General features: G+C 58.1%; 17 protein-coding genes and 1 pseudogene. 10 read left to right on the plus strand and 8 right to left on the minus strand.

Features of this window, described 5'->3' with window-relative positions:
- From RRH01S_RS34270 to RRH01S_RS34275, 7 genes and pseudogenes are all read right to left on the minus strand, one after another.
- Positions 1-299: pseudogene (locus RRH01S_RS34270) on the minus strand (hypothetical protein); the annotation flags it as partial.
- A gap of 265 nt (positions 300-564) precedes the next feature.
- Positions 565-1,311, minus strand: coding sequence for an SDR family NAD(P)-dependent oxidoreductase (locus RRH01S_RS34715; protein ID WP_042477706.1), 747 nt, complete (start codon positions 1,309-1,311; stop codon positions 565-567).
- A 42-nt stretch (positions 1,312-1,353) separates the two neighbouring features.
- Positions 1,354-1,761 carry a carboxymuconolactone decarboxylase family protein gene (locus tag RRH01S_RS34720; RefSeq protein WP_042477710.1) on the minus strand — a complete coding sequence of 136 codons (408 nt, stop codon included), beginning with the start codon at positions 1,759-1,761 and terminating at the stop codon, positions 1,354-1,356.
- 231 nt (positions 1,762-1,992) lie between these two features.
- Positions 1,993-3,213 carry a cytochrome P450 gene (locus tag RRH01S_RS32760; protein WP_042477713.1) on the minus strand — a complete coding sequence of 407 codons (1,221 nt, stop codon included), beginning with the start codon at positions 3,211-3,213 and terminating at the stop codon, positions 1,993-1,995.
- Positions 3,214-3,255: 42 nt separating this feature from the next.
- A complete protein-coding gene (locus tag RRH01S_RS32765) occupies positions 3,256-3,450 on the minus strand; it encodes a ferredoxin (protein ID WP_042477716.1) in 195 nt (64 codons plus the stop codon).
- A 44-nt stretch (positions 3,451-3,494) separates the two neighbouring features.
- Complete coding sequence (locus RRH01S_RS32770; RefSeq protein ID WP_042477719.1) at positions 3,495-4,682, minus strand: NAD(P)/FAD-dependent oxidoreductase; 1,188 nt, start codon at positions 4,680-4,682, stop codon at positions 3,495-3,497.
- On the minus strand, positions 4,679-4,984 hold the full coding sequence (locus RRH01S_RS34275) for a hypothetical protein (RefSeq protein WP_131597924.1): 306 nt from the start codon (positions 4,982-4,984) through the stop codon (positions 4,679-4,681). Before RRH01S_RS34275 ends, RRH01S_RS32770 begins: the two co-directional genes overlap by 4 nt.
- Before the next feature lie 912 nt (positions 4,985-5,896).
- Between RRH01S_RS34275 and RRH01S_RS32780 the strand changes: the two genes are divergently transcribed.
- From RRH01S_RS32780 to RRH01S_RS32825, 10 genes are all read left to right on the plus strand, one after another.
- Positions 5,897-6,832 (plus strand): thiamine pyrophosphate-dependent dehydrogenase E1 component subunit alpha, encoded by a 936-nt coding sequence (locus RRH01S_RS32780; protein WP_042477743.1) that lies wholly within the window; start codon positions 5,897-5,899, stop codon positions 6,830-6,832.
- Entirely contained in the window at positions 6,825-7,799 is a 975-nt protein-coding gene (locus tag RRH01S_RS32785; protein WP_042477725.1) for an alpha-ketoacid dehydrogenase subunit beta, read from the plus strand. Before RRH01S_RS32780 ends, RRH01S_RS32785 begins: the two co-directional genes overlap by 8 nt.
- Before the next feature lie 13 nt (positions 7,800-7,812).
- Positions 7,813-8,595: an enoyl-CoA hydratase/isomerase family protein gene (locus tag RRH01S_RS32790; protein ID WP_042477728.1), complete on the plus strand. Its 783-nt coding sequence runs from the start codon at positions 7,813-7,815 to the stop codon at positions 8,593-8,595.
- Between the two features lie 6 nt (positions 8,596-8,601).
- Positions 8,602-9,882 carry a dihydrolipoamide acetyltransferase family protein gene (locus tag RRH01S_RS32795; protein ID WP_042477730.1) on the plus strand — a complete coding sequence of 427 codons (1,281 nt, stop codon included), beginning with the start codon at positions 8,602-8,604 and terminating at the stop codon, positions 9,880-9,882.
- 15 nt (positions 9,883-9,897) lie between these two features.
- The gene (locus RRH01S_RS32800; RefSeq protein WP_042477733.1) at positions 9,898-11,070 is read left to right on the plus strand and encodes an acyl-CoA dehydrogenase family protein; all 1,173 of its coding nucleotides are present in this window, start codon (positions 9,898-9,900) and stop codon (positions 11,068-11,070) included.
- Positions 11,071-11,258: 188 nt separating this feature from the next.
- Positions 11,259-12,896, plus strand: coding sequence for a carbohydrate porin (locus RRH01S_RS32805; protein WP_042477735.1), 1,638 nt, complete (start codon positions 11,259-11,261; stop codon positions 12,894-12,896).
- 146 nt (positions 12,897-13,042) lie between these two features.
- On the plus strand, positions 13,043-13,876 hold the full coding sequence (locus tag RRH01S_RS32810) for an SDR family NAD(P)-dependent oxidoreductase (RefSeq protein WP_052365449.1): 834 nt from the start codon (positions 13,043-13,045) through the stop codon (positions 13,874-13,876).
- Positions 13,877-13,952: 76 nt separating this feature from the next.
- Complete coding sequence (locus RRH01S_RS32815) at positions 13,953-15,023, plus strand: alpha/beta hydrolase (protein ID WP_202034184.1); 1,071 nt, start codon at positions 13,953-13,955, stop codon at positions 15,021-15,023.
- Between the two features lie 20 nt (positions 15,024-15,043).
- Positions 15,044-16,687, plus strand: a complete 1,644-nt coding sequence (locus tag RRH01S_RS32820; protein WP_042477738.1) for a flavin-containing monooxygenase — start codon at positions 15,044-15,046, stop codon at positions 16,685-16,687.
- A gap of 41 nt (positions 16,688-16,728) precedes the next feature.
- Positions 16,729-17,757, plus strand: a complete 1,029-nt coding sequence (locus RRH01S_RS32825; protein ID WP_174015225.1) for a glyoxalase/bleomycin resistance/dioxygenase family protein — start codon at positions 16,729-16,731, stop codon at positions 17,755-17,757.
- Positions 17,758-17,891: 134 nt separating this feature from the next.
- On the opposite strand, the gene RRH01S_RS32830 is transcribed toward RRH01S_RS32825, so the two are convergent.
- Positions 17,892-18,275: cysteine hydrolase family protein (locus tag RRH01S_RS32830; RefSeq protein ID WP_042477739.1), on the minus strand; the 384-nt coding region annotated here is incomplete at its 5' end.

The following is an 18,275-nucleotide window of genomic DNA, read 5'->3' on the forward strand; positions in this document are numbered from 1 at the left end:
GTCAGGATGCGCGGTATTAGATTCTGAATATCGAGCCCTGCTCTCCAGAACGCCCAGAACAAGCTCGTGGCCAAACCAGCGGCGAAGATCCAGGCGCCCAACCTCCTGCGTCGGTACAATAGAATTGCCGAAGCAACAAACACTACACCGACCACCGCATAGTAAAATATTCCTTCGATAGAAGCCAGCCAGCCGCCACGGAACAGCATTCCCAAGCCGAATGCGCCCAAGGCAACTGAGTAAGCACTCAGAAGACGTGTATCCAGGTTCGAGATTTCTCGTTGCTCGGAACTACTCATACGATTTCCTCCCAATTCCCTTTGCTTTTGCCGAAGAGCCGCGGAGCTCATAAGTTGCAAGCCGAGGCCCCGCCTTATTGTTGGCTTGTGAACCCGCATAACTTGTTTGCCTCCGCTCAGAGAGTTGCGGGGAGACAAAGCTTCACCGTCTCGCCCGCTCATGAGGCTGGCGGCGATCACACCCGTCTTGAGAGCCCAGGTCGGCCCCGTGCGCATCGGAATGGTGCTCGAGCTTCTCATAGCCCGGTCACCCATACCCTTCGTGTCAGAAGAGGTAGCGCCCGCCATTGACGCTGATTGTTTGGCCGGTCACATAACCCGCCTCTTTGGAGGCCAAATATGCCACCGCATAAGCAATGTCATCCGGCTGCCCGGCTCGCTTCATCGGCATCGTTTTCGCGGCGGCCTCCACATCAATAGGGCCTTCTCGCACGAGCGGCGTGTCGATGAAGCCCGGAGGAACGTTGTTGACTGTGATCCTCTTGTCGGCGAACTCAATAGCAAGAGCCTTGGTGAACCCGATGACGCCTCCCTTCGAGGCCGCATAGTGCGCCATGGCCGGAGCTCCGGACTGCGCTGAAGACGAGGAGATGTTGATGATCCGTCCCCAACCCGCCTCGAGCATGTCGGAGACAAGCTCTTTGGTGACGAGAAACGGCCCCTTGAGGTTGACACCGATGATCCGATCCCAGATCTCTTCGGTCATCTGCGTGAAGGGTACATAGCTGCTGATCCCGGCATTGTTGACGAGGATCGTGACCGGACCAAGCTCCTTGCGCGTACGCTTGGCGGAGGCGACGACGGTCTCGGCATCAGCCGAATCGCCCGGCACGGCGATCGCCTTGCCGCCGGCGTCGCGGATCGCGGAGGCCGTTTGCTCGGCGCCTTCGGCATTTAGGTCCCATACAGCGACCGCAGCGCCTCGTGCCGCAAGCACCAAGGCAATCGCACGACCGATGCCGCGGCCACTGCCCGTGACGACCGCATTCTGTCCTTCCAACGATGTAGCCATCTTCTCCTCCTTAAATAGCTATGTCTAAGCTCGGTTCTTATGTCAGGCGCCCAATGCCTCGCGAGCCGCGGTACGGGCCGCCACGGCTGCCGGAAAGCCGGCATAGCCGGAGGAGTGGTAAATCACCTCGGCGATCTCGTCCTTGGTAAGGCCGTTCGTGAGCGCAATCTTCATGTGGGTCCGCAATTCAGTCTCAGCGTTGAGCGCAATCAGAATGCCCAGTGTGACTAAGCTGCGGTCGCGCCGGCTAAGCCCATCGCGTGCCCACAGCGCACCCCAGACGCTTATGAGGCCGATTTCGACGAGATCCTCCCCGAGCCCGCCATCGCGCAAGTCGATGTCACCTTCGGGGAAAACTCCGGGCAGCGCCGCGCGCAGCGCCGCAACGCCGGCACTACGCAAGTCGGGCGATCCATTCGTGCCTAAAGATGTCTTGTTTTCCGCAGTCATGCCTTTTCCTCCCAAATTTAAGTGGTTCCGTATTCACAGAGCAATCAAACCGCGTTATTCCATTGTTTTTACATAGAGACAGAAGCCGTCTCTCATCTTCTCGGGATTTCTCCCGCGAAGAGACTGGGCGATGAAGTCAAAAAATATCCCCCGTTCAAGCCATGGCGAACGGACACGTCCGACCATGTTTTGGTTACCTGGCTCCTTCTCTGCGAACAGCCTCTCGGCTGGTCACCAGGTGACCGGCAGCTCATAGATGCCGTAGGCCAGCGAGTCATGTTTGAAGCGCAGCTCTTCGAATGGAACGGCCAGTTTCAGTGTCGGTACGCGGCGAAGCAACGTCGGATACACAACTTGGAGCTCGATGCGGGCGAGTTGCTGTCCAATACACTGATGAGGGCCCCATCCGAACGCGTGGTGATGGCGCGCCTCGCGGACGAGATCAAGCTTGTCCGGATTGGGGAAGGCCACGGGGTCGAAATTGGCCGCCGGTAACGGTGCGATGATGCCGTCCCCCGCGCGTATGGTCACGCCCGCGATCTCGATATCCTCTAGTGCAATGCGCCTCTGCAGGAGGTGCGGGATGGTGAGATAGCGCAGCAGTTCCTCAACCGAACTCGCGACCACCTGTGGATCGTCGGTGTCGCGCAGAAGCGCGAGCTGGTCGGGATTTTGCAGCAGCAGGGCAGTGGCCAGCGTGATCATATTGGCGCTTGTCTCATGACCGGCGATAAGGAGGATCACCCCCAACAGCGTCGCGTGATCGAGCGTCAGGTCGCCGGCCTTGACGCGAGCGCCAAGGTCTGAGACGACATCTTCGTCTGGATGATCCATTTTCGCCTGGATCAGGCCTGATATATAAACGCCAAGTGCACGGGTCGATGCGTTGTTTTCCTCGGCGGTCTTCTCCCGCGCATTGGCGACCTTGGCATGAGCCTCGAAGAACTCATGATCTTCGTAGGGTACACCGAGCAGATCGCAGATCATCAGTGATGGCAAGGGTACCGACAAAGCCTCAACGAGGTCCGTCGGCCTTGGGCCGGCGAGCATCTTGTCGATGAGCCCGTCGGTCACATTCTGAATCTGTGGCCGGATCTTCTCCATCCGATGGCGTGTGAACGAATTCGTGAGCATGCGCCGAATTCGCGTGTGCTCTTCGCCATCGGTGTCGAAGATCGTCTTCGGTCTGTCGTGAATCGTCTCCGCTTGCGCTTGGGTCGGATGCGGGAAATTGGGCAGGTGGTCGTTCGCGCTGACCCGTGGATCGGCCATGATCTGACGTTGTGCGGCATGCGACAGGATCAACCAAGGGGTCCGGCCATCCCATGTCTGTACACGAGTTAAGGCGACCCCGGCGTCATTCAGGGCGCGTAGCTCTGGCGATGGTAAAAAAGGGGACGCGGGGTCTCGCGGAGTAGGGTATGCGAGGATTTTCTCGGCGGCATCGGTCATTGTTATCTCTCCTCATTCGTGTGACGGGGAATTCCGTCGCTGTCATTCCTCAATGCGGATTGCGAGCGCCGGGCAGACCGCGGCGGCCTGACGCGCGTTTTTCGCTTCCTCTGGCGGAGGATTTTCGTTCACGAGGACAACGATGCCGTCCTCCTCCCGTTGATCGAAAATGTTGGGCGCATAGAACACACATTGCCCCGCGGCGACACACTTCTCCTGATCAATGATTACTTTCACTGCAAGCTCCTCCCTGGTTGCATCTCGAACTCCTCCCCAGATGTTCAGTAACTCCGTTCACGAATCTCCATGGCGTCGGCGACTGCCTGGCGATGCAACCGCACCTGCTTTGGCATGTTCCAGCCGAGGACGCCGGTGACCACACCGCCGCTCGTATATCGCGCCACGAACCGACGTGCCGACGGATCGCCCTCGACAATCTCAATGTCAGCATTGGCCGCAATTACGCCAAATACCTGAATCTTGACGTCGAACTGATCCGTCCAGAAATACGGCACCGGCGCGTATGGTGCATCGTTGCCGAGAATGGTAGAGGCGACGGCCTCGGCCTGTTCGGTGGCGTTGGTCCGGTTCTCGAACCGTACGAGGCGCCCCAGCTTCTCGTGGTAGAAACGTGCGACGTCGCCGACTGCATAGATCCCTTCTGCCGCCCGGCAGTGGGAGTCACATACGACGCCGTTGTCGATAGCTAACCCGCTTCCCTTGAGCCAATCGGTTGCGGGCGATGCGCCGATCGCGATCACCGCCAAATCGGCCGGCAGTTCGCTACCGTTGATCAGTCGCACGCTGGAAACACGTCCGCCGTCGCCGACCAGATCGGCAACACCGGTACCAAGACACAGTCGGACGCCGCGCTCGGCATGTACGTCTGCGAGCAGACTTGAGGCAAGCGGTCCGATCTGGGCGGCCATTGGTGCGGCAAGCGGCCCTGCCAGAGTTACCTCCAGCCCCAACGTGCGCGAGGTGGCCGCAATCTCGGAACCTAGCACACCCTCGCCGACCACAATGAGTCGCGAGGCTCTCAGCAACTCACGCCGAAGCATCAGCGCATCGTCGAGCGTTCGCAGCACATGCACACCGGCGAGTGCCTCCTGTCCAGGCATCAACCGCGCCCGCGCTCCTGTCGCGATCACGATCGCATCTGCTGCGAGGATACGGCCCGACGCAGTGAGCACAGTGCGCGTTTTTGCTTCAAGACCAACCGCCTCATCACCCAGGATGAGGGCGGCATCAAGCGCGGACAGTGCCTCCCCGGTCCGCAGTGCCACTCTGCTCTGCTCCCATACGCCACTGAGCACTTGCTTCGACAGCGGTGGTCGGTCGTACGGCGGGTGCGGTTCATCGCCGATCAGGGTGAGCCGTCCCCTGTAGCCGCCGCGTCGCAGCGCTTCGGCAGTGCACAATCCAGCAGCCGATGCGCCTACGATCAGCGTATGATGTTGAGTTATCATCGCATTGTCTCATCGGTTGCCGCAGCAAATGCCGTTGCGATGAATGGACGAATTCCAAACAGACGGACAGCGTTGCCGTCGTCTTCACAGACGGTGTGCTTCATGAATATCCTCCAAAGCATTTGCCTCCCGTGCTGGCGAGTAATGACCAGCACACATGCTTTAGAGAGCAGAACAACAAATAATGAATGGCGAGTCAATAATCGTTTTGTTAAGTTATGTTCGCACAATTGCGTGCTCGAAAGGGCAGCTTTCGTGGATGGTGGAGGGCCGCACATCATGAATGCGGGGATAATTTTCATGCTAATATCTTGATAATATTATATTTTTAGTCCAGATCATCCTCACGTAGCGCTCAAATTCCCTTGTCACAGGGGAATCCACGGTCGAAGGCGACGATTGGCCCGGCGGTTATCCAATAGCGTCCGCTCGAGCTGTAGGAGGCATTCGATCTGTCGGAAAACGTGAATAAAGCGACTATTGACTCGCCATTCATTATTTGTTGTTGTTGCGGCAGCAGATTGCGGAAATCGCGGCTTGCTTGCCCGGGAGGAGGGTACAACATGGCTGGAAGATATCCGGCGTCAGGCCTGGCTGTGACTGACTCCGTTGGAATGCCGCCCACCAACCCGTGCCGGATGGTTGCCACCAGTTCGCTGCTGGCTCTCGTGTGCATTCTGAGCAACCACGAGCGACATAGCGCTATCGTGCGCCCCTTGCTCGATATGGGCCTCCATGTGACTTCTTTTGTCTTCGCAGGAATACGGACTAGGAGGGTCGCGCTCCTGTCAGGCGGCGGGTGCGCGCCGCCCTCTATGGGCCGTTTCGCAGTGAAAAAGCCGACTATAATGCTCTTGGATGAGCGATCAAACCGAATTGTACTCCTGGTTGCTCGAAAGTCCCGCGGCCTCATTTCTCCATTTCGCCTTGAAATCCCGAAAGGGGTGGTGATCGCAGACAAGGGGTACGTCGTCGATCAGGATGCGATCGAAACTCTTCGGCACAATAACGAAACCCAAGATAAATTTCTCAGCGTTTGAGGCATGGCTCCGGCGTTATGAGCCGCGCTATCGAAGTGAGCGACAGGTCAAAAAATGAATACTGAATCAGATATCATTAATTTCAGTAAGCCCGCCCAGAAGCGGGCGGGCAAACACAGCGCCGACACAAGCGGGCAAGTCGTCAAAACCGACATTCTCCAGGGTATCTATCGGATGATGCTCCTGATCCGGCGTGCGGAGGAGACGCTGCAAAAGCTCTTTCTCGACGGAAAGGTTCCGGGATTTCTTCATCTCTCGATCGGCCAGGAGGCGGTGGCCGCAGCGGTTTCCAGTTGCCTGGGGGCAAGGGACACGGTTTCGTCGAATCATCGCGGCCACGGGCATACGATTGCCAAGGGCGTCGCCCTGGAAGGCTTTTTCGCAGAAATCCTTGGCAAAGCGACTGGTCTTTGCAAGGGACGCGGTGGTTCCATGCATGTAGCCGACCTGAAAATTGGAATGCTGGGCGCGAACGGAATCGTTGGCGCAGGAATTCCGATTACCACCGGCAGCGCTCTTGCGCTCAAATTGCAGGGCGAGGGGCATATCGCCGTCGTGTATTTCGGCGACGGAGCGCTGGCAGAAGGGGTGGTCCACGAATGTTTCAACATTGCGAAACTCTGGTCGCTGCCGGTGCTGTTCGTCTGCGAAAACAATGGCTGGTCGGAATTCAGCCCAACTGATCGGCAACTGGCCACGAGCCTCCGACAGATGGCCACCGCCTATGGCATTTCTTATGACGAAGTGGACGGCAATGATGCGCGTGATGTGCGAGCTTCTGCTGAGGCGACGATCAGTGTCATGCGATCCGAGGCACGGCCGGCGATCCTCGAATGCCGCACCACGCGCGTAAGAGGGCATTTCGAAGGCGACAAGCAGGACTATCGTCACGCCGACGAGGCTGCCGAAATGGCTGCCCGGGATCCGCTACTCGTGACACGGCGTCAGCTCAAGAGCGAAGGCGTAGCCGACGACTGGTTTACCAGATTGGCCGAAACGACCGAGGCTGAGATCGATACGGCGCTGGCCGCCGCGCTCGCAGCGCCTGAGCCGAACCCCAAAGACATTCTCGCCGATGTCTACACAGTTTCTGGAGGACGGCATGGCTGAGGTCCGTTTTCTAAAGGCTGTCAACCAGGCATTGCACGACGCGATGCGTGATGATCCGACGGTGATCTTGATTGGAGAGGACATAGCTGCCGCTGGCGGATCGTTCAAGGCAACCAAGGGCCTCCTCGACACCTATGGTTCGTCACGCGTGTTCGACGCGCCGATTGCCGAGGCGGCGATCGCCGGCATTGCCGTCGGCGCGGCGCTTACCGGAGCAAAGCCCGTCGCCGAGATCATGTTCATGGACTTCGTAACGCTGACGATGGACATGCTGGTGAACCAGGCCGCAAAGGCACGGTCTATGTTCGGCGGGCAGGGTTCAGTGCCCATGGTGCTCCGCACGCAGCATGGCGGTGGCCTGTCGGCGGGTCCGCAGCATTCTCAGTGCCTTGAGGCATGGTTTGCGCATATTCCCGGACTGAAAGTGGTCGTCCCGGCAACGCCCGCCGATGCCTATAGCCTGTTGAGGGCCGCGATCGACGATCCCGATCCGGTGATCGTGGTCGAGCACAAGGCGCTCTACGCGATAAAGGGCGAGCTGCCCGATGAGCCGGAGCGGGTTGAAATCGGCAAGGGGCGTATCGTAAGGCCGGGTAACGATGCCACGGTCGTTGCGTACGGCGCCATGGTCGCCGTGGCGCTGGAGGCGGCCGAGGAGCTGGCCAATGGCGGACCGGACGTCGAGGTGATCGACCTGCGCTCGATCCAGCCCTGGGATGAGGCGCTTGTACTCGACAGCCTTGGCCGCACCCACCGTCTCGTGATCACGCACGAAGCCGTCGAGGCCTTCGGCGTCGGCGCCGAGATCGCCGCTCGCATGGCGGATATCGGTTTTGACGAGCTGGATGCCCCGATCATTCGTGTCGCTGCGCCTTTCGCGCCGGTGCCATTCAGTCCGGCCCTGGAGAAACACTATCGCCCCGCAGTTAAGGACATTGTCGCGGCTTTGCGCCGTGTCTGTGCATGAAGTGGAACATGTGATGACGACTTCACCTATCAATCTCACCGTGGACGACAATGTCGCGACATTGACCATCAACCGGCCAAAGACGCTGAACGCGCTCAACACAGAGGTAATCGCTGCGATCAACACCGCGCTTGACCGGATTGAGTCCGATCCGGAAATCCGGGTTGTGATCTTCACAGGCGAGGGCCGTGCTTTTATCGCGGGTGGTGATATCACCGACTTGAACTCGCGGCAGGGCCTCGATCACTATGGGCAATTTGCCGAGGACATCCATCGTCTGTTCCGGCGCATCGAAGTCCTCGACAAACCGACAATCGGCGCCGTCAACGGTTACGCGCTTGGCGGTGGGACGGAGCTCTTGCTGACGCTCGACATCCGGCTTCTTTCCAGCCAGGCGATGCTTGGTCTGCCGGAAATAAATCTGGGCCTATTTCCGGGCGCGGGGGGCACGCAGAGGATCATCCGGCAGATTCCGTCCTGTTGTGCGCGCGAGCTCATGTATCTGGGCGACATGATCTCGGCAGAGGAGGCGGTGCGGATCGGCCTTGCCAACCGTGTCGTTCCGCATGACGCCCTCTTGGACGAGGCCCGTATATTGGCCGGACGCCTGGCGGATAAATCGCCTCTCGTGTTGAAACTCTTGAAGCGGACCCTGATCGACGGTGCGGAAATGCCGCTTTCGGCCGCGTTGCGCCACGAGCAGGCGATGATCGGCCTGGTTCTGGACAGCCGTGACGCCCATGAAGGATGCACAGCTTTCCTTGAGAAGCGTCCTGCACGCTTCACTGGGGAGTAAGCGACCATGGCTGAGCTGCTCATGCCGAAATTCGGTCTGACCATGACGGAGGGCCAGATTACCGAATGGCAAAGAAAACCGGGCGAGCGGTTCTCCAAAGGCGAGGTGCTGTTCGTTGTTGAGACGGAGAAAGTCGCCAATGAGGTCGAGGCGGAAGCCGATGGTCAATTGCTTGAACTACTGGCCGAAGAAGGCGAGATCATTACCGTCGGCCTGCCGATTGCGCTGGTATCGTATGATGGTGTTTCGAATGAGCAGGCACTTGCGGTGGTGACGACGTCACCCAGCGCTGCAGCGTCGTTCGATGCGCCCGCGGCGCGCAAGCTGATGCGGGAACATGGGCTATCCCCCTCCAAAATCACCGGCAGCGGGCGGGACGGACGGATCATGAAAGGCGATGTGTTGCGCATTGTTGCCACGCCACTTGCTCGCCGTGTTGCCCGGCAAAATGATGTTGACCTACATGAACTGGCAGGCAGCGGTCCCAACGGCCGCATCAAGGTCGTCGATGTCGAGCGCGTACTGGCTTACCCGCCCGATAAGACTTTGCCGGAAACCGCAATCACAAAGTCGGCTCTCGACCCCGTTCTGCAGAAGCCCGATTTCGTTCGTCTGGCAACAGCACGACGGGTGCAGAGTGCAAAACGCGACATTCCGCATTTCTATCTGACCCGCATGGTCGACGTTCAGGCGCTTGGTCAGTTGCGCGACAAGCTGAATGCCGACACTGGCGAACGGGCGCGGATTTCGGTGACCCATATGTTGGTCAAGGTGCTTGGTCTTGCGCTTACGGAAATGCCCGGCGTAAACCGTATCTGGACGGAGGATGGAATCCTCTCCTTCGTTTCCGCCGATATCGGAATGGTGACCGAAACTCCGCAGGGCCTGCGCATTCCGATGTTCCGGGATGCGGGGCACATGCCGCTGGACGCCATTGCCCGAACGGGGACAGATCTAGCCGCTCGCGCACGTGCGGGCCAACTCGCGCCTACCGATGTGGGCGGCGGCGTGATGTCGATCTCGAATGTCGGCATGTTCGGCGCGACGAGCCTTACGCCGATCATTAGCCCTCCGCAGGCGATGATCCTGGGCGTGGGAGCCGAACAGCAGGCGTTCCGACCGGATAGCACGGGCCAGCCAAGCCTTCGCCAGGAGATCTGCCTGACACTCGCGGCGGATCATCGCATCATTGATGGCGCTGACGCCGCCCGCTTCCTTCAACTTGTATCGCACAATCTCGAGGAGCCGCTGCGGCTCTTGCGAGCGCCGATCAGCACGAATGCCTGAAAGAAAGAGATTGCGATGAACTTCGATCTTACCGACGAACAATTGATGATGATCGCGACCGCTCGGCAGATCGGCGAACGATTTGGCACCGAATACTGGCGCATCAAGGATGCTGCAAAGGAATATCCATTCGAGTGCTGGCAGGCAATCTGCGACGCCGGCCTGACGGGGGCCATGTTACCCGAGGAATACGGCGGAGCGGGGCTCGGACTGGTCGATATGGCGCTCATCATCGAGGAGTTGTGCAAGGCCGGAGCCGGCGCAACATTGGCCCAGATGTTCATGCTCAATCCTGTTTTCGGCGGTGTAGCCATCAGTAAGTATGGCAGCCCCTCTATGAAGCGAGAATGGCTTCCGAAACTCTGCTCGGGCGAAATGACATTCTGCATGGCGTTGACGGAGCCAGACGCAGGGACCAACTCACTCAGTTTGAAGACAACGGCGCGCCGCAACGGCTCGGTCTGGCGCATCAACGGCCAGAAGATCTGGATCACCGGTGTGCCGCAGTCTCAGAAGATGCTTGTGGTCGCACGTACCACGCCAGAGGCGGACGCGCCTCGCAAGACATTCGGTATATCCCTTTTCATGATCGACACGAAGCGTGTCGGTCTTTCGCACACGCCGATCGAGAAGCTGGGCACCAATACGCTGCCATCGTCATCAGTCTTTTTCGACGATGTCGAGGCTCACGAGGACGAGGTGATAGGGACAATTGATGGAGGCTGGGAGCAGTTGCTTGACGTGCTGAACACGGAGCGTGTCGTCACGACGGCAGGTTTGGTCGGCGCAGGATATCTCGGCATTTCGCTGGCCGTAAACTACGCAAAGGAACGCAAGGTCTTCAACGGCAAGCCGATCGGCAGTTACCAGGGGGTCCAATTCCCTCTTGCCCAACACTGGGCGGAAATCGAGGCGGCTCGGCTGCTTAATCTAAAGGCTGCATCCAACTTCGACAACGGATTGCCTTTCGGCTCGGAGAGCAACGCCGCCAAGTTGATCGCGAGCCAGGCGGCGTCCGCTGTCATCGAACGGGCAATGCAGGTGATGGGCGGAATGGGGTACGCCAAGGAGTTTCACGCCGAACGCCTGTGGCGTGATGCGCGGCTGTTCCGGTTTGCTCCCGTCTCGGAGGAGATGATTCTGAATTTCATCGCGATGAACAATCTCGGCTTGCCTCGTTCCTACTGACCTGGGGGATGCCGTCCATGCGGAGTTTTACGTTCGTGTTTCGGTCAACGCCAAGACATGGCCGGCGCTCGCGAGAACCCTGACGCTGTGTCGTTCGGTCGAATAACAGCTCCAATCTTCACTGTTCGAGGAAAATCAAACTGAGAGAGCAAGACGCAAGATAAGTTTCTGAAAGGGGAGGACAGGAAATGAAAGACTGCGAAACGATAGAGGGTTACCAGTGTAGTTTACCTGAACAACGTCCTGCGAACGTCTTTTTCAAGGGGAGGAAAGAGCATCGCTTTCGACGACAGGTTTTTGTGTCTTTCGCAATTGCGCTGGGTACATTTGTGGCAGGTGCATACCCCGCCGGGGCAACAGACCCTTCGGAGCCTTTACCACATATCGAAAAACCCGCTAGGCCATCCCTAAAGGACAAGAAGGATGCGCCAAAGGACAAAAAGGACGCTCATTCCGAAAGTATCTCAAGCAAGCAGCCGATGGATTCCGCCGCGCGAGCCCGGGCCTTGGATAAGGTATACGGATACAAGGGATGGAATATCATATTTCCATCCTTCGCCGACAGCCTGACCCAAGATGATGGTTACTGGCGGACCAGGCTGGCCTCATATGGCTTCGGCTTTCAAACACAGAACTCGGCTATATTCCAAGGTAACATTCTCAACACACCCCGGAGCGTCCCGTCGGCGGGCTTCCTGCCATGCCAGCCGGCAAACATTCGCTACAATTGCGCCGGAGGGCGTTCGTATGCTGGACAGCAGCCTCTTGCCTATATTTCAGGCCTCGGGTTTCTGACATATGACATGAGCCAGTGGGGGGTTCCGGATGGCCAGATTGCCGCCGCTGGTAGTTATCAGATCTCCACGGACCAGCAGTTCAGTCCAACCACTGTCCGTTTCCAGGGCCTGTCATGGTACCAAACACTGGCGGATAAAAAGTTTGAGTTCCAAGTTGGATACTTTCCGTCCATGCCAGAGTTTGCCGGAACTTTCGTTGGCGGACTTGTTACAAGTCCGTTCGGCCCGTCTGCGTCAGTGCCAATCGTCTTGGGCCAGTCGCCAAATAGTATGGGGACTCCGAACTTCCGCGCAACGTGGAACATCACCGGCGAACTATATGCGCAGACAGGTATTCAGAGAAGTCTACCGGTTAATGGGCCTACGGGGAATCCAATTTATGACGAAGTGAAGTCTAATCCTTCGGGTTTTGACTTCACGTCTTCGGTCCCCGGAACCCGAATATTGTATACCAACGAGCTTGGCTACAAGACGCAAGCTGCGCCGGGGAATCCATTTACATGGCTTCGTACGGGTCTATTGTACAACACGTCCACATTTAAAGATTATAGTCGGCTCCTCACGGATCATACCGCGACGAAGGATGGTGCTCTCGGGTTCTACGCTCTGGGCGACTACCAGATATGGCAACAGGATCCTTCTTCGCCCAACACCGCATATCGCGGGATATATCTGGGCGGAACATTCATGTACGGCCCGCCGGAAACAACGGCTTTTACCCAGTATTATGAGGCTCGCGCCTATTGGTTTGCACCGTTCGACAGTCGGCCCCGAGATATGTTCTCGATCATTTATAGTCATAATAAAGTGAGCAAGAATGTTCAGAGCGTCATAAACAACTTCTCTGAGTTCACGAATTTTTCCGCGATTGATTCGTCAAATAGCATTACGGCCTCGTATATGTTCAATATCAGGCCGGGATTGTATGCCACATTTGGCGCGGGCTATACCGATAAGCCAAGCCTTCAATACTTTAAAGGTGAAGGAAGCTCTTTAAGCTTGCTGTTTAGTATCTATGCGATGCTGTAGGTATACGGCATCGTATGGGAGCCTCATTCGTGACTTCCGACAAGTCATCTACAAGGGCTTCCCGTCAATGAAAAGAGCGCCGGGCGGTGGCCTTCAAGATTCCGCTACCGACAGCCCGATACGCATTGCCCCATGAGGAGGAGAAGATGAGGCAAATACTGCATGTGAAGCCACGAAACACGAAACAGGGAGGGGATGAAACCGCGATGGGTCAGCTCGACGCTATCCTTACACTCACGGGCAGGAGCGCCCTCATAACCGGAGGGGCATCTGGCATGGGGCGGGCGGCATCGCTGCTGTTTGCCGCTCATGGCGCTCATGTCATCATCGTCGATCGAAACGGGGAGGGCGCCGACGACACGGTGGAAGAGATCCGCCGGATGGGAGGGTCTGCAGAGGCGCACAAGGTCGATTTGGTTGACCAAAACGCTCTTGATGGATTCGTCGACACATTCGTGCGTGATCACCAAGTCCTCGATATTTTGTTCAATCACGCTGGGCTCCCAGGCCCACCCGCATTCCAATACGATGCCGAGAGTTGGTATACCTGCATGGCGATCAACGTGTGGGTTCCGATGATCCTGACCAAGCGGCTGTTGCCGCAATTGCGTCGCTCCAAATCTGCTTCCATCATCTGCACGGCATCGATCGCAGGGCTTCGTGCCGTGTCTTTCCTGCCGACCTATTCTGCGAGCAAGGCCGCGCTGATCCAGTTCGTGAAGTCGGCTGCGCAAATGCTCGCGGCCGAGGGCATACGAATAAACGCCATCTGCCCGGGCGCGACCGATACTCCGGCTTTGCGGCGGGACCTCAGTGACGGGACGCTCAACACCACGATTGAGGCGATCGCGGCCAGCGTGCCGATGAAGCGAATGGGAACGCCACAGGATATGGCGCACATGGCGCTATTTCTCGCGTCGGACGCCTCGAGCTTCATGACGGGGGTCGCTATCCCCGTCGATGGTGGTGCTACCGCCTGACATCGTGCTGCGGACATATCGGAGCAATTTGCTTGCTCCTGAATACGCAATAAGAACCAATCGAGAGGATGATAACGTGGAAAACACTCAACTGCATCTCCCCGGCAAACTTGGAAACCCTGATCTGGTGATCAGGGACGATCCGCGCGCCGACCGGCGCCTCGTCGCCGCTTTGGACGCGGCTCAAATGGGCGGCGAGCCGCCGGTCTATATCGACGCAAATACGCCACTTGAGGGTATCCTCCAGTACCTCAGCGCGGCCGAGGCAGGATCTGTGGCATTCTTTGAAGCTTCGGTCGCTGGCATGCCTCCGGTGAAGGGTGTGACGACGAGCGTCGCGAAAACGACTGGTGTGGATGGAAACGAGATCACGCTTTACATCCATCGGCCGGATGATGCCGATGGTCCGATCCCTGGCGTGCTGCACCTGCATGGCGGCGGAATGTGCATTCTTGACGCCGAAGGGCCGCTTTACACCCGGTGGCGCAACGATCTCGCCACCAAAAAGCTGGTGGTCATAGGGGTCGAGTTCCGCAATGCTGCCGGTAGACTTGGGGCGCATCCCTTCCCCGCCGGACTTAACGACGTCACATCCGCGCTTCGATGGGTGAGCGAGAATAAAGGGAAGCTCGGTATTTCCAAGCTTGTCATTTCGGGTGATTCGGGAGGAGCAAACCTTGGTCTGGCCGCCACGCTCAAAGCCAAGCAGGAAGGATGGCCGCCTCAGATCGATGGCGTGTATGCCCTTTGCCCATACATTTCCAACGCTTACGTCGAGAAGTCGCCCGACCTGCAATCGCTCTACGAAAATGACGGGTTATACACCCCCGTTGCCGTCGTGGCAGCGACTGCGATTGCCTACGACCCCAGCGGAGAGAACGCTGTCAATCCGTTGGCGTGGCCTTATCACGCGAATAAGTCCGATCTTGAAGGGCTGCCTCCCCATGTCGTCTCGGTGAATGAACTCGATCCATTCCGCGATGAGGGCCTTGGCTATTACCGAAAACTTCTCGCTGCGGGCGTGCCGGCAAGGGCCAGAACGGTCAACGGCACATGCCACGCCGCCGAGATCAACTTCATGAAGGCAATCCCGGATGTGTATCACGCGACACTCGGTGACATTGCCGGTTTTGCGTATTCGCTTTGATCGCCGAAAGGAAAAACGTCATGGAAAAATCCGCCGTCCAGGAAAAACCTCACTCGATCGATGTTGACATGCTGATCGTCGGAGCGGGTATCACGGGCCTCTACCAGCTATACTGCGCGCGTCAGGCGGGCTTCAGGGCGATCGTGGTCGAGGCAGGCGAAGGCATCGGGGGCACGTGGTTCTGGAACCGCTACCCCGAGGCCAGGTTCGATTCGGAGAGCTACACATATGCCTATTTGTTCTCCAAGGAGCTCTTCGAAGACTGGCGATGGACGGAGCATTTCGCCGGGCAACCCGAGATCGAGCGCTATCTCAACCATGTTGCGGACCGGTTCGAGTTGCGTCAGCATGTTCGCCTTGCCACCAGGGTCACCTCCGCAGTATTCGACGAGAAGACGGGCACCTACATCGTGAAGACAAGCGATGGCAACACGTACATCACCCGGTATCTCGTCGCGGCCACGGGCGTGCTTTCGGTTCCATTCTTTCCCTCCGTCCCCGGACGCGAGGACTTTACCGGCGAATCTTATCACACAGGGCTTTGGCCCGCTAAAGCGGTGGATTTCAAGGGCAAGCGCGTCGCAGTCGTTGGCACCGGCTCGAGTGGCATTCAGGTCATCCCAGCAATCGCCGACGAGGTGGCATCACTGACGGTCTACCAGCGCTCGCCCAACTGGTGCACGCCGCTTAACAACCGGCCAATCACGATTGAAGAGCAGGAAGAGCTTCGGGCCAACTACCAGACAATCAAGCAAAAGCTTGATACCAGCATCAGTGGCTTCCTGCACGAACCGCACGACCGTGCCTCCACCGATGACAACAGGCAGGAGCGCATTGCCTTCTTCGAAAAGCTTTGGGCTAGCCCTGGTTTCTCGAAGATGACCGCCAATTACACCGATTTCTTTACGAACCCCGATCTCAGGAAAGAGTTCTCCGATTTCCTCGCCGGCAAGATTCGCAGCATCGTCACAAACCCGGCAACTGCAGACAAGCTCATCCCGAAGGATCATACATACGCCCAGAAACGCCCTCCCTACGCGACCGGATTTTATGAGGCGTTCAACAAATCCAATGTTTCGCTTGTCTCGCTCGACGAGACCCCGATGTTGCGTGTGACGCAGACTGGCATCGAGACGGCAGCAGGTTTGGAGGAATTTGACATCATCGTCTGGGCTACCGGCTTCGATTTCGCTCGCGCGCTACACAGCATGGGCATTCGCGGACGCAACGGAGTGGCACTGGAAGAGGCCTGGAAGGATGGCCCGAGCACATTTCTCGGCATTCAGGCCGCCGGGTTCCCGAACCTCTTCTTTCCTGGCGGTCCGCACGGTGCTGCCGCAAACAACCCTCGCTACAACGGCGATCAGATCGACTTCATCATGGAGCTTCTCCGCCACATGCGCGAACACGGCTACACCGTGGTGGAACCCACCCAGGATGCGGAGGACGAGTGGAGTAACATGATCAACAGTTTAGCCACCTACACTCCTTTCTCGCCGGAGCACAGTTACTTTTTCGGCTCCAATATTCCAGGCAAGCCACGCAAGTTCCTTCTTAACCCTGCGGGGCGAGGAATGCTCTTTCAGGTCATGGCAAAGAGCCGCGAGAGCAAATTCGATACGTTTATCATGTCTGCCGCCACGACCCTTGCCGTATCGGCGTAACCTTCGGCCGTTAGAACTACATCGATAGGAGGATGGGTGTCGTGAAGACTGCAAGAGCCAATGCGGATGCGCGTGATTTTCGAGTCGTGAGGCTATTCCACCCCACTATTCACGTGCCGGATATTCCGGAAGCCGAACGATGGTTCGAGCGCGTTTTCGGACGGAAGAGCACGTCCCTGGAAGTGATGTTGCCGTCGACCCCCGCCTATCCCACCGACTATTCGACTTTCACCGTCGTGCGGGACGTGCTCTTCGACTCCATCGACCCTAAACTGCACTTCGTATCCGGTTTTCAACGTTACCCCGCGGTGCAGGTGCCGATCCTCAAGGGGCTCGGCTGGTACGTCGACGGGATGGGCGAGTTGTATGGGGATCTTCGCCGCCATGGCATTCGTTCGATGAACCTGTCGGACGAAATCGCAGACGGCGACGACCCGCCACTGTCGCCGGGAGGTGGCGTGGTGGTGTTCTTCACGGTGCCGGCAGACGCCGGATTGCAGTACCAATTTTTTCGCGAGGGAACGCCGTTTCCGATCGATCCCCGGGCGACGCCCGGTTGGATTCTGCCGCCGGTCGACGAGAATGACCCCCTCGGCATCGAGCACTGCTCTCACCACACGATCCTGACAAGCCGCCCTGAGCGGGCGCTCAACTTTGTCGTGGACACCCTTGGTGGGGTGGTCGTACACCAGGGGCGCAACAACGTGCTGGGTACTACGAGCACGTTTGTCGCGCTTGCCGATGGTCTGCTGGAATACGCGGTTCCCGATGTCAGGACGCTTACGCAAGCAGACCTGGCGACGCCAGAGCCGAACGATTCTTACTATTCCATCACGTGGAAGGTAAAGGATCTCGACCGCGTCGAGCGTCACCTCGCGGGTGAGGGTGTGGGCATCCGGGCACGGTCCGATGAAATGATCATCACGGACCCGGACACCAGCCTCGGCATTCCATGGGGGTTCACAACTTCGCTCCAGCCGGGCGATCCGCGACAAGGCGACGACAACACGCGAGCGCAGAACATCTACCACATGAATGGGGTGGCCAATCCGCCAGGTGGAGATCAATAGGAATACGCGCAAGAATGGCGACGCTGCTCAAGCAGCCCCAGCCTGGCGTCCGTCACGGGGAGAAGGGATGCTTGAGAATGTTATGTTTTCAAAATGCGCATGTCTCGCGAGCGAGCATCAGGCCTACGAGGCGGCTAGTCTTCAAAAGCGCCGATGACGTCTACGGTCAAGCCGATTTCAGCGATTATGGGAAAGACACGTTCAAGGCTGTTGTCATGAGTCTCTCGGCGTAGATCGGTTATCGCATCAGATACGACGACCAGGCCGTAACCGAGGTCGTAAGCCGCCCGGGCGGAGGACTCGACGCCTATGCTTGTCGCGACCCCGGCAAGCACCAAGCGTGTAATGCCGCGTTCCTTCAGAATGGGGTCGAGTTCGGTGCCTGCGAAAGCGCTCCAAGTTGTCTTCTCAATCAGGATGTCTCCAGGGGCCGGATGCAGCGCAGGAAGCGGCGAGAGAAAATCAACCGGCGCTTCCTGGGCCCCTGTTTTGATGCTGTCATTTCGGCTTGGATGGGG

The organism is Rhizobium rhizogenes NBRC 13257 (assembly GCF_000696095.1).
GTDB lineage: Bacteria > Pseudomonadota > Alphaproteobacteria > Rhizobiales > Rhizobiaceae > Rhizobium > Rhizobium rhizogenes.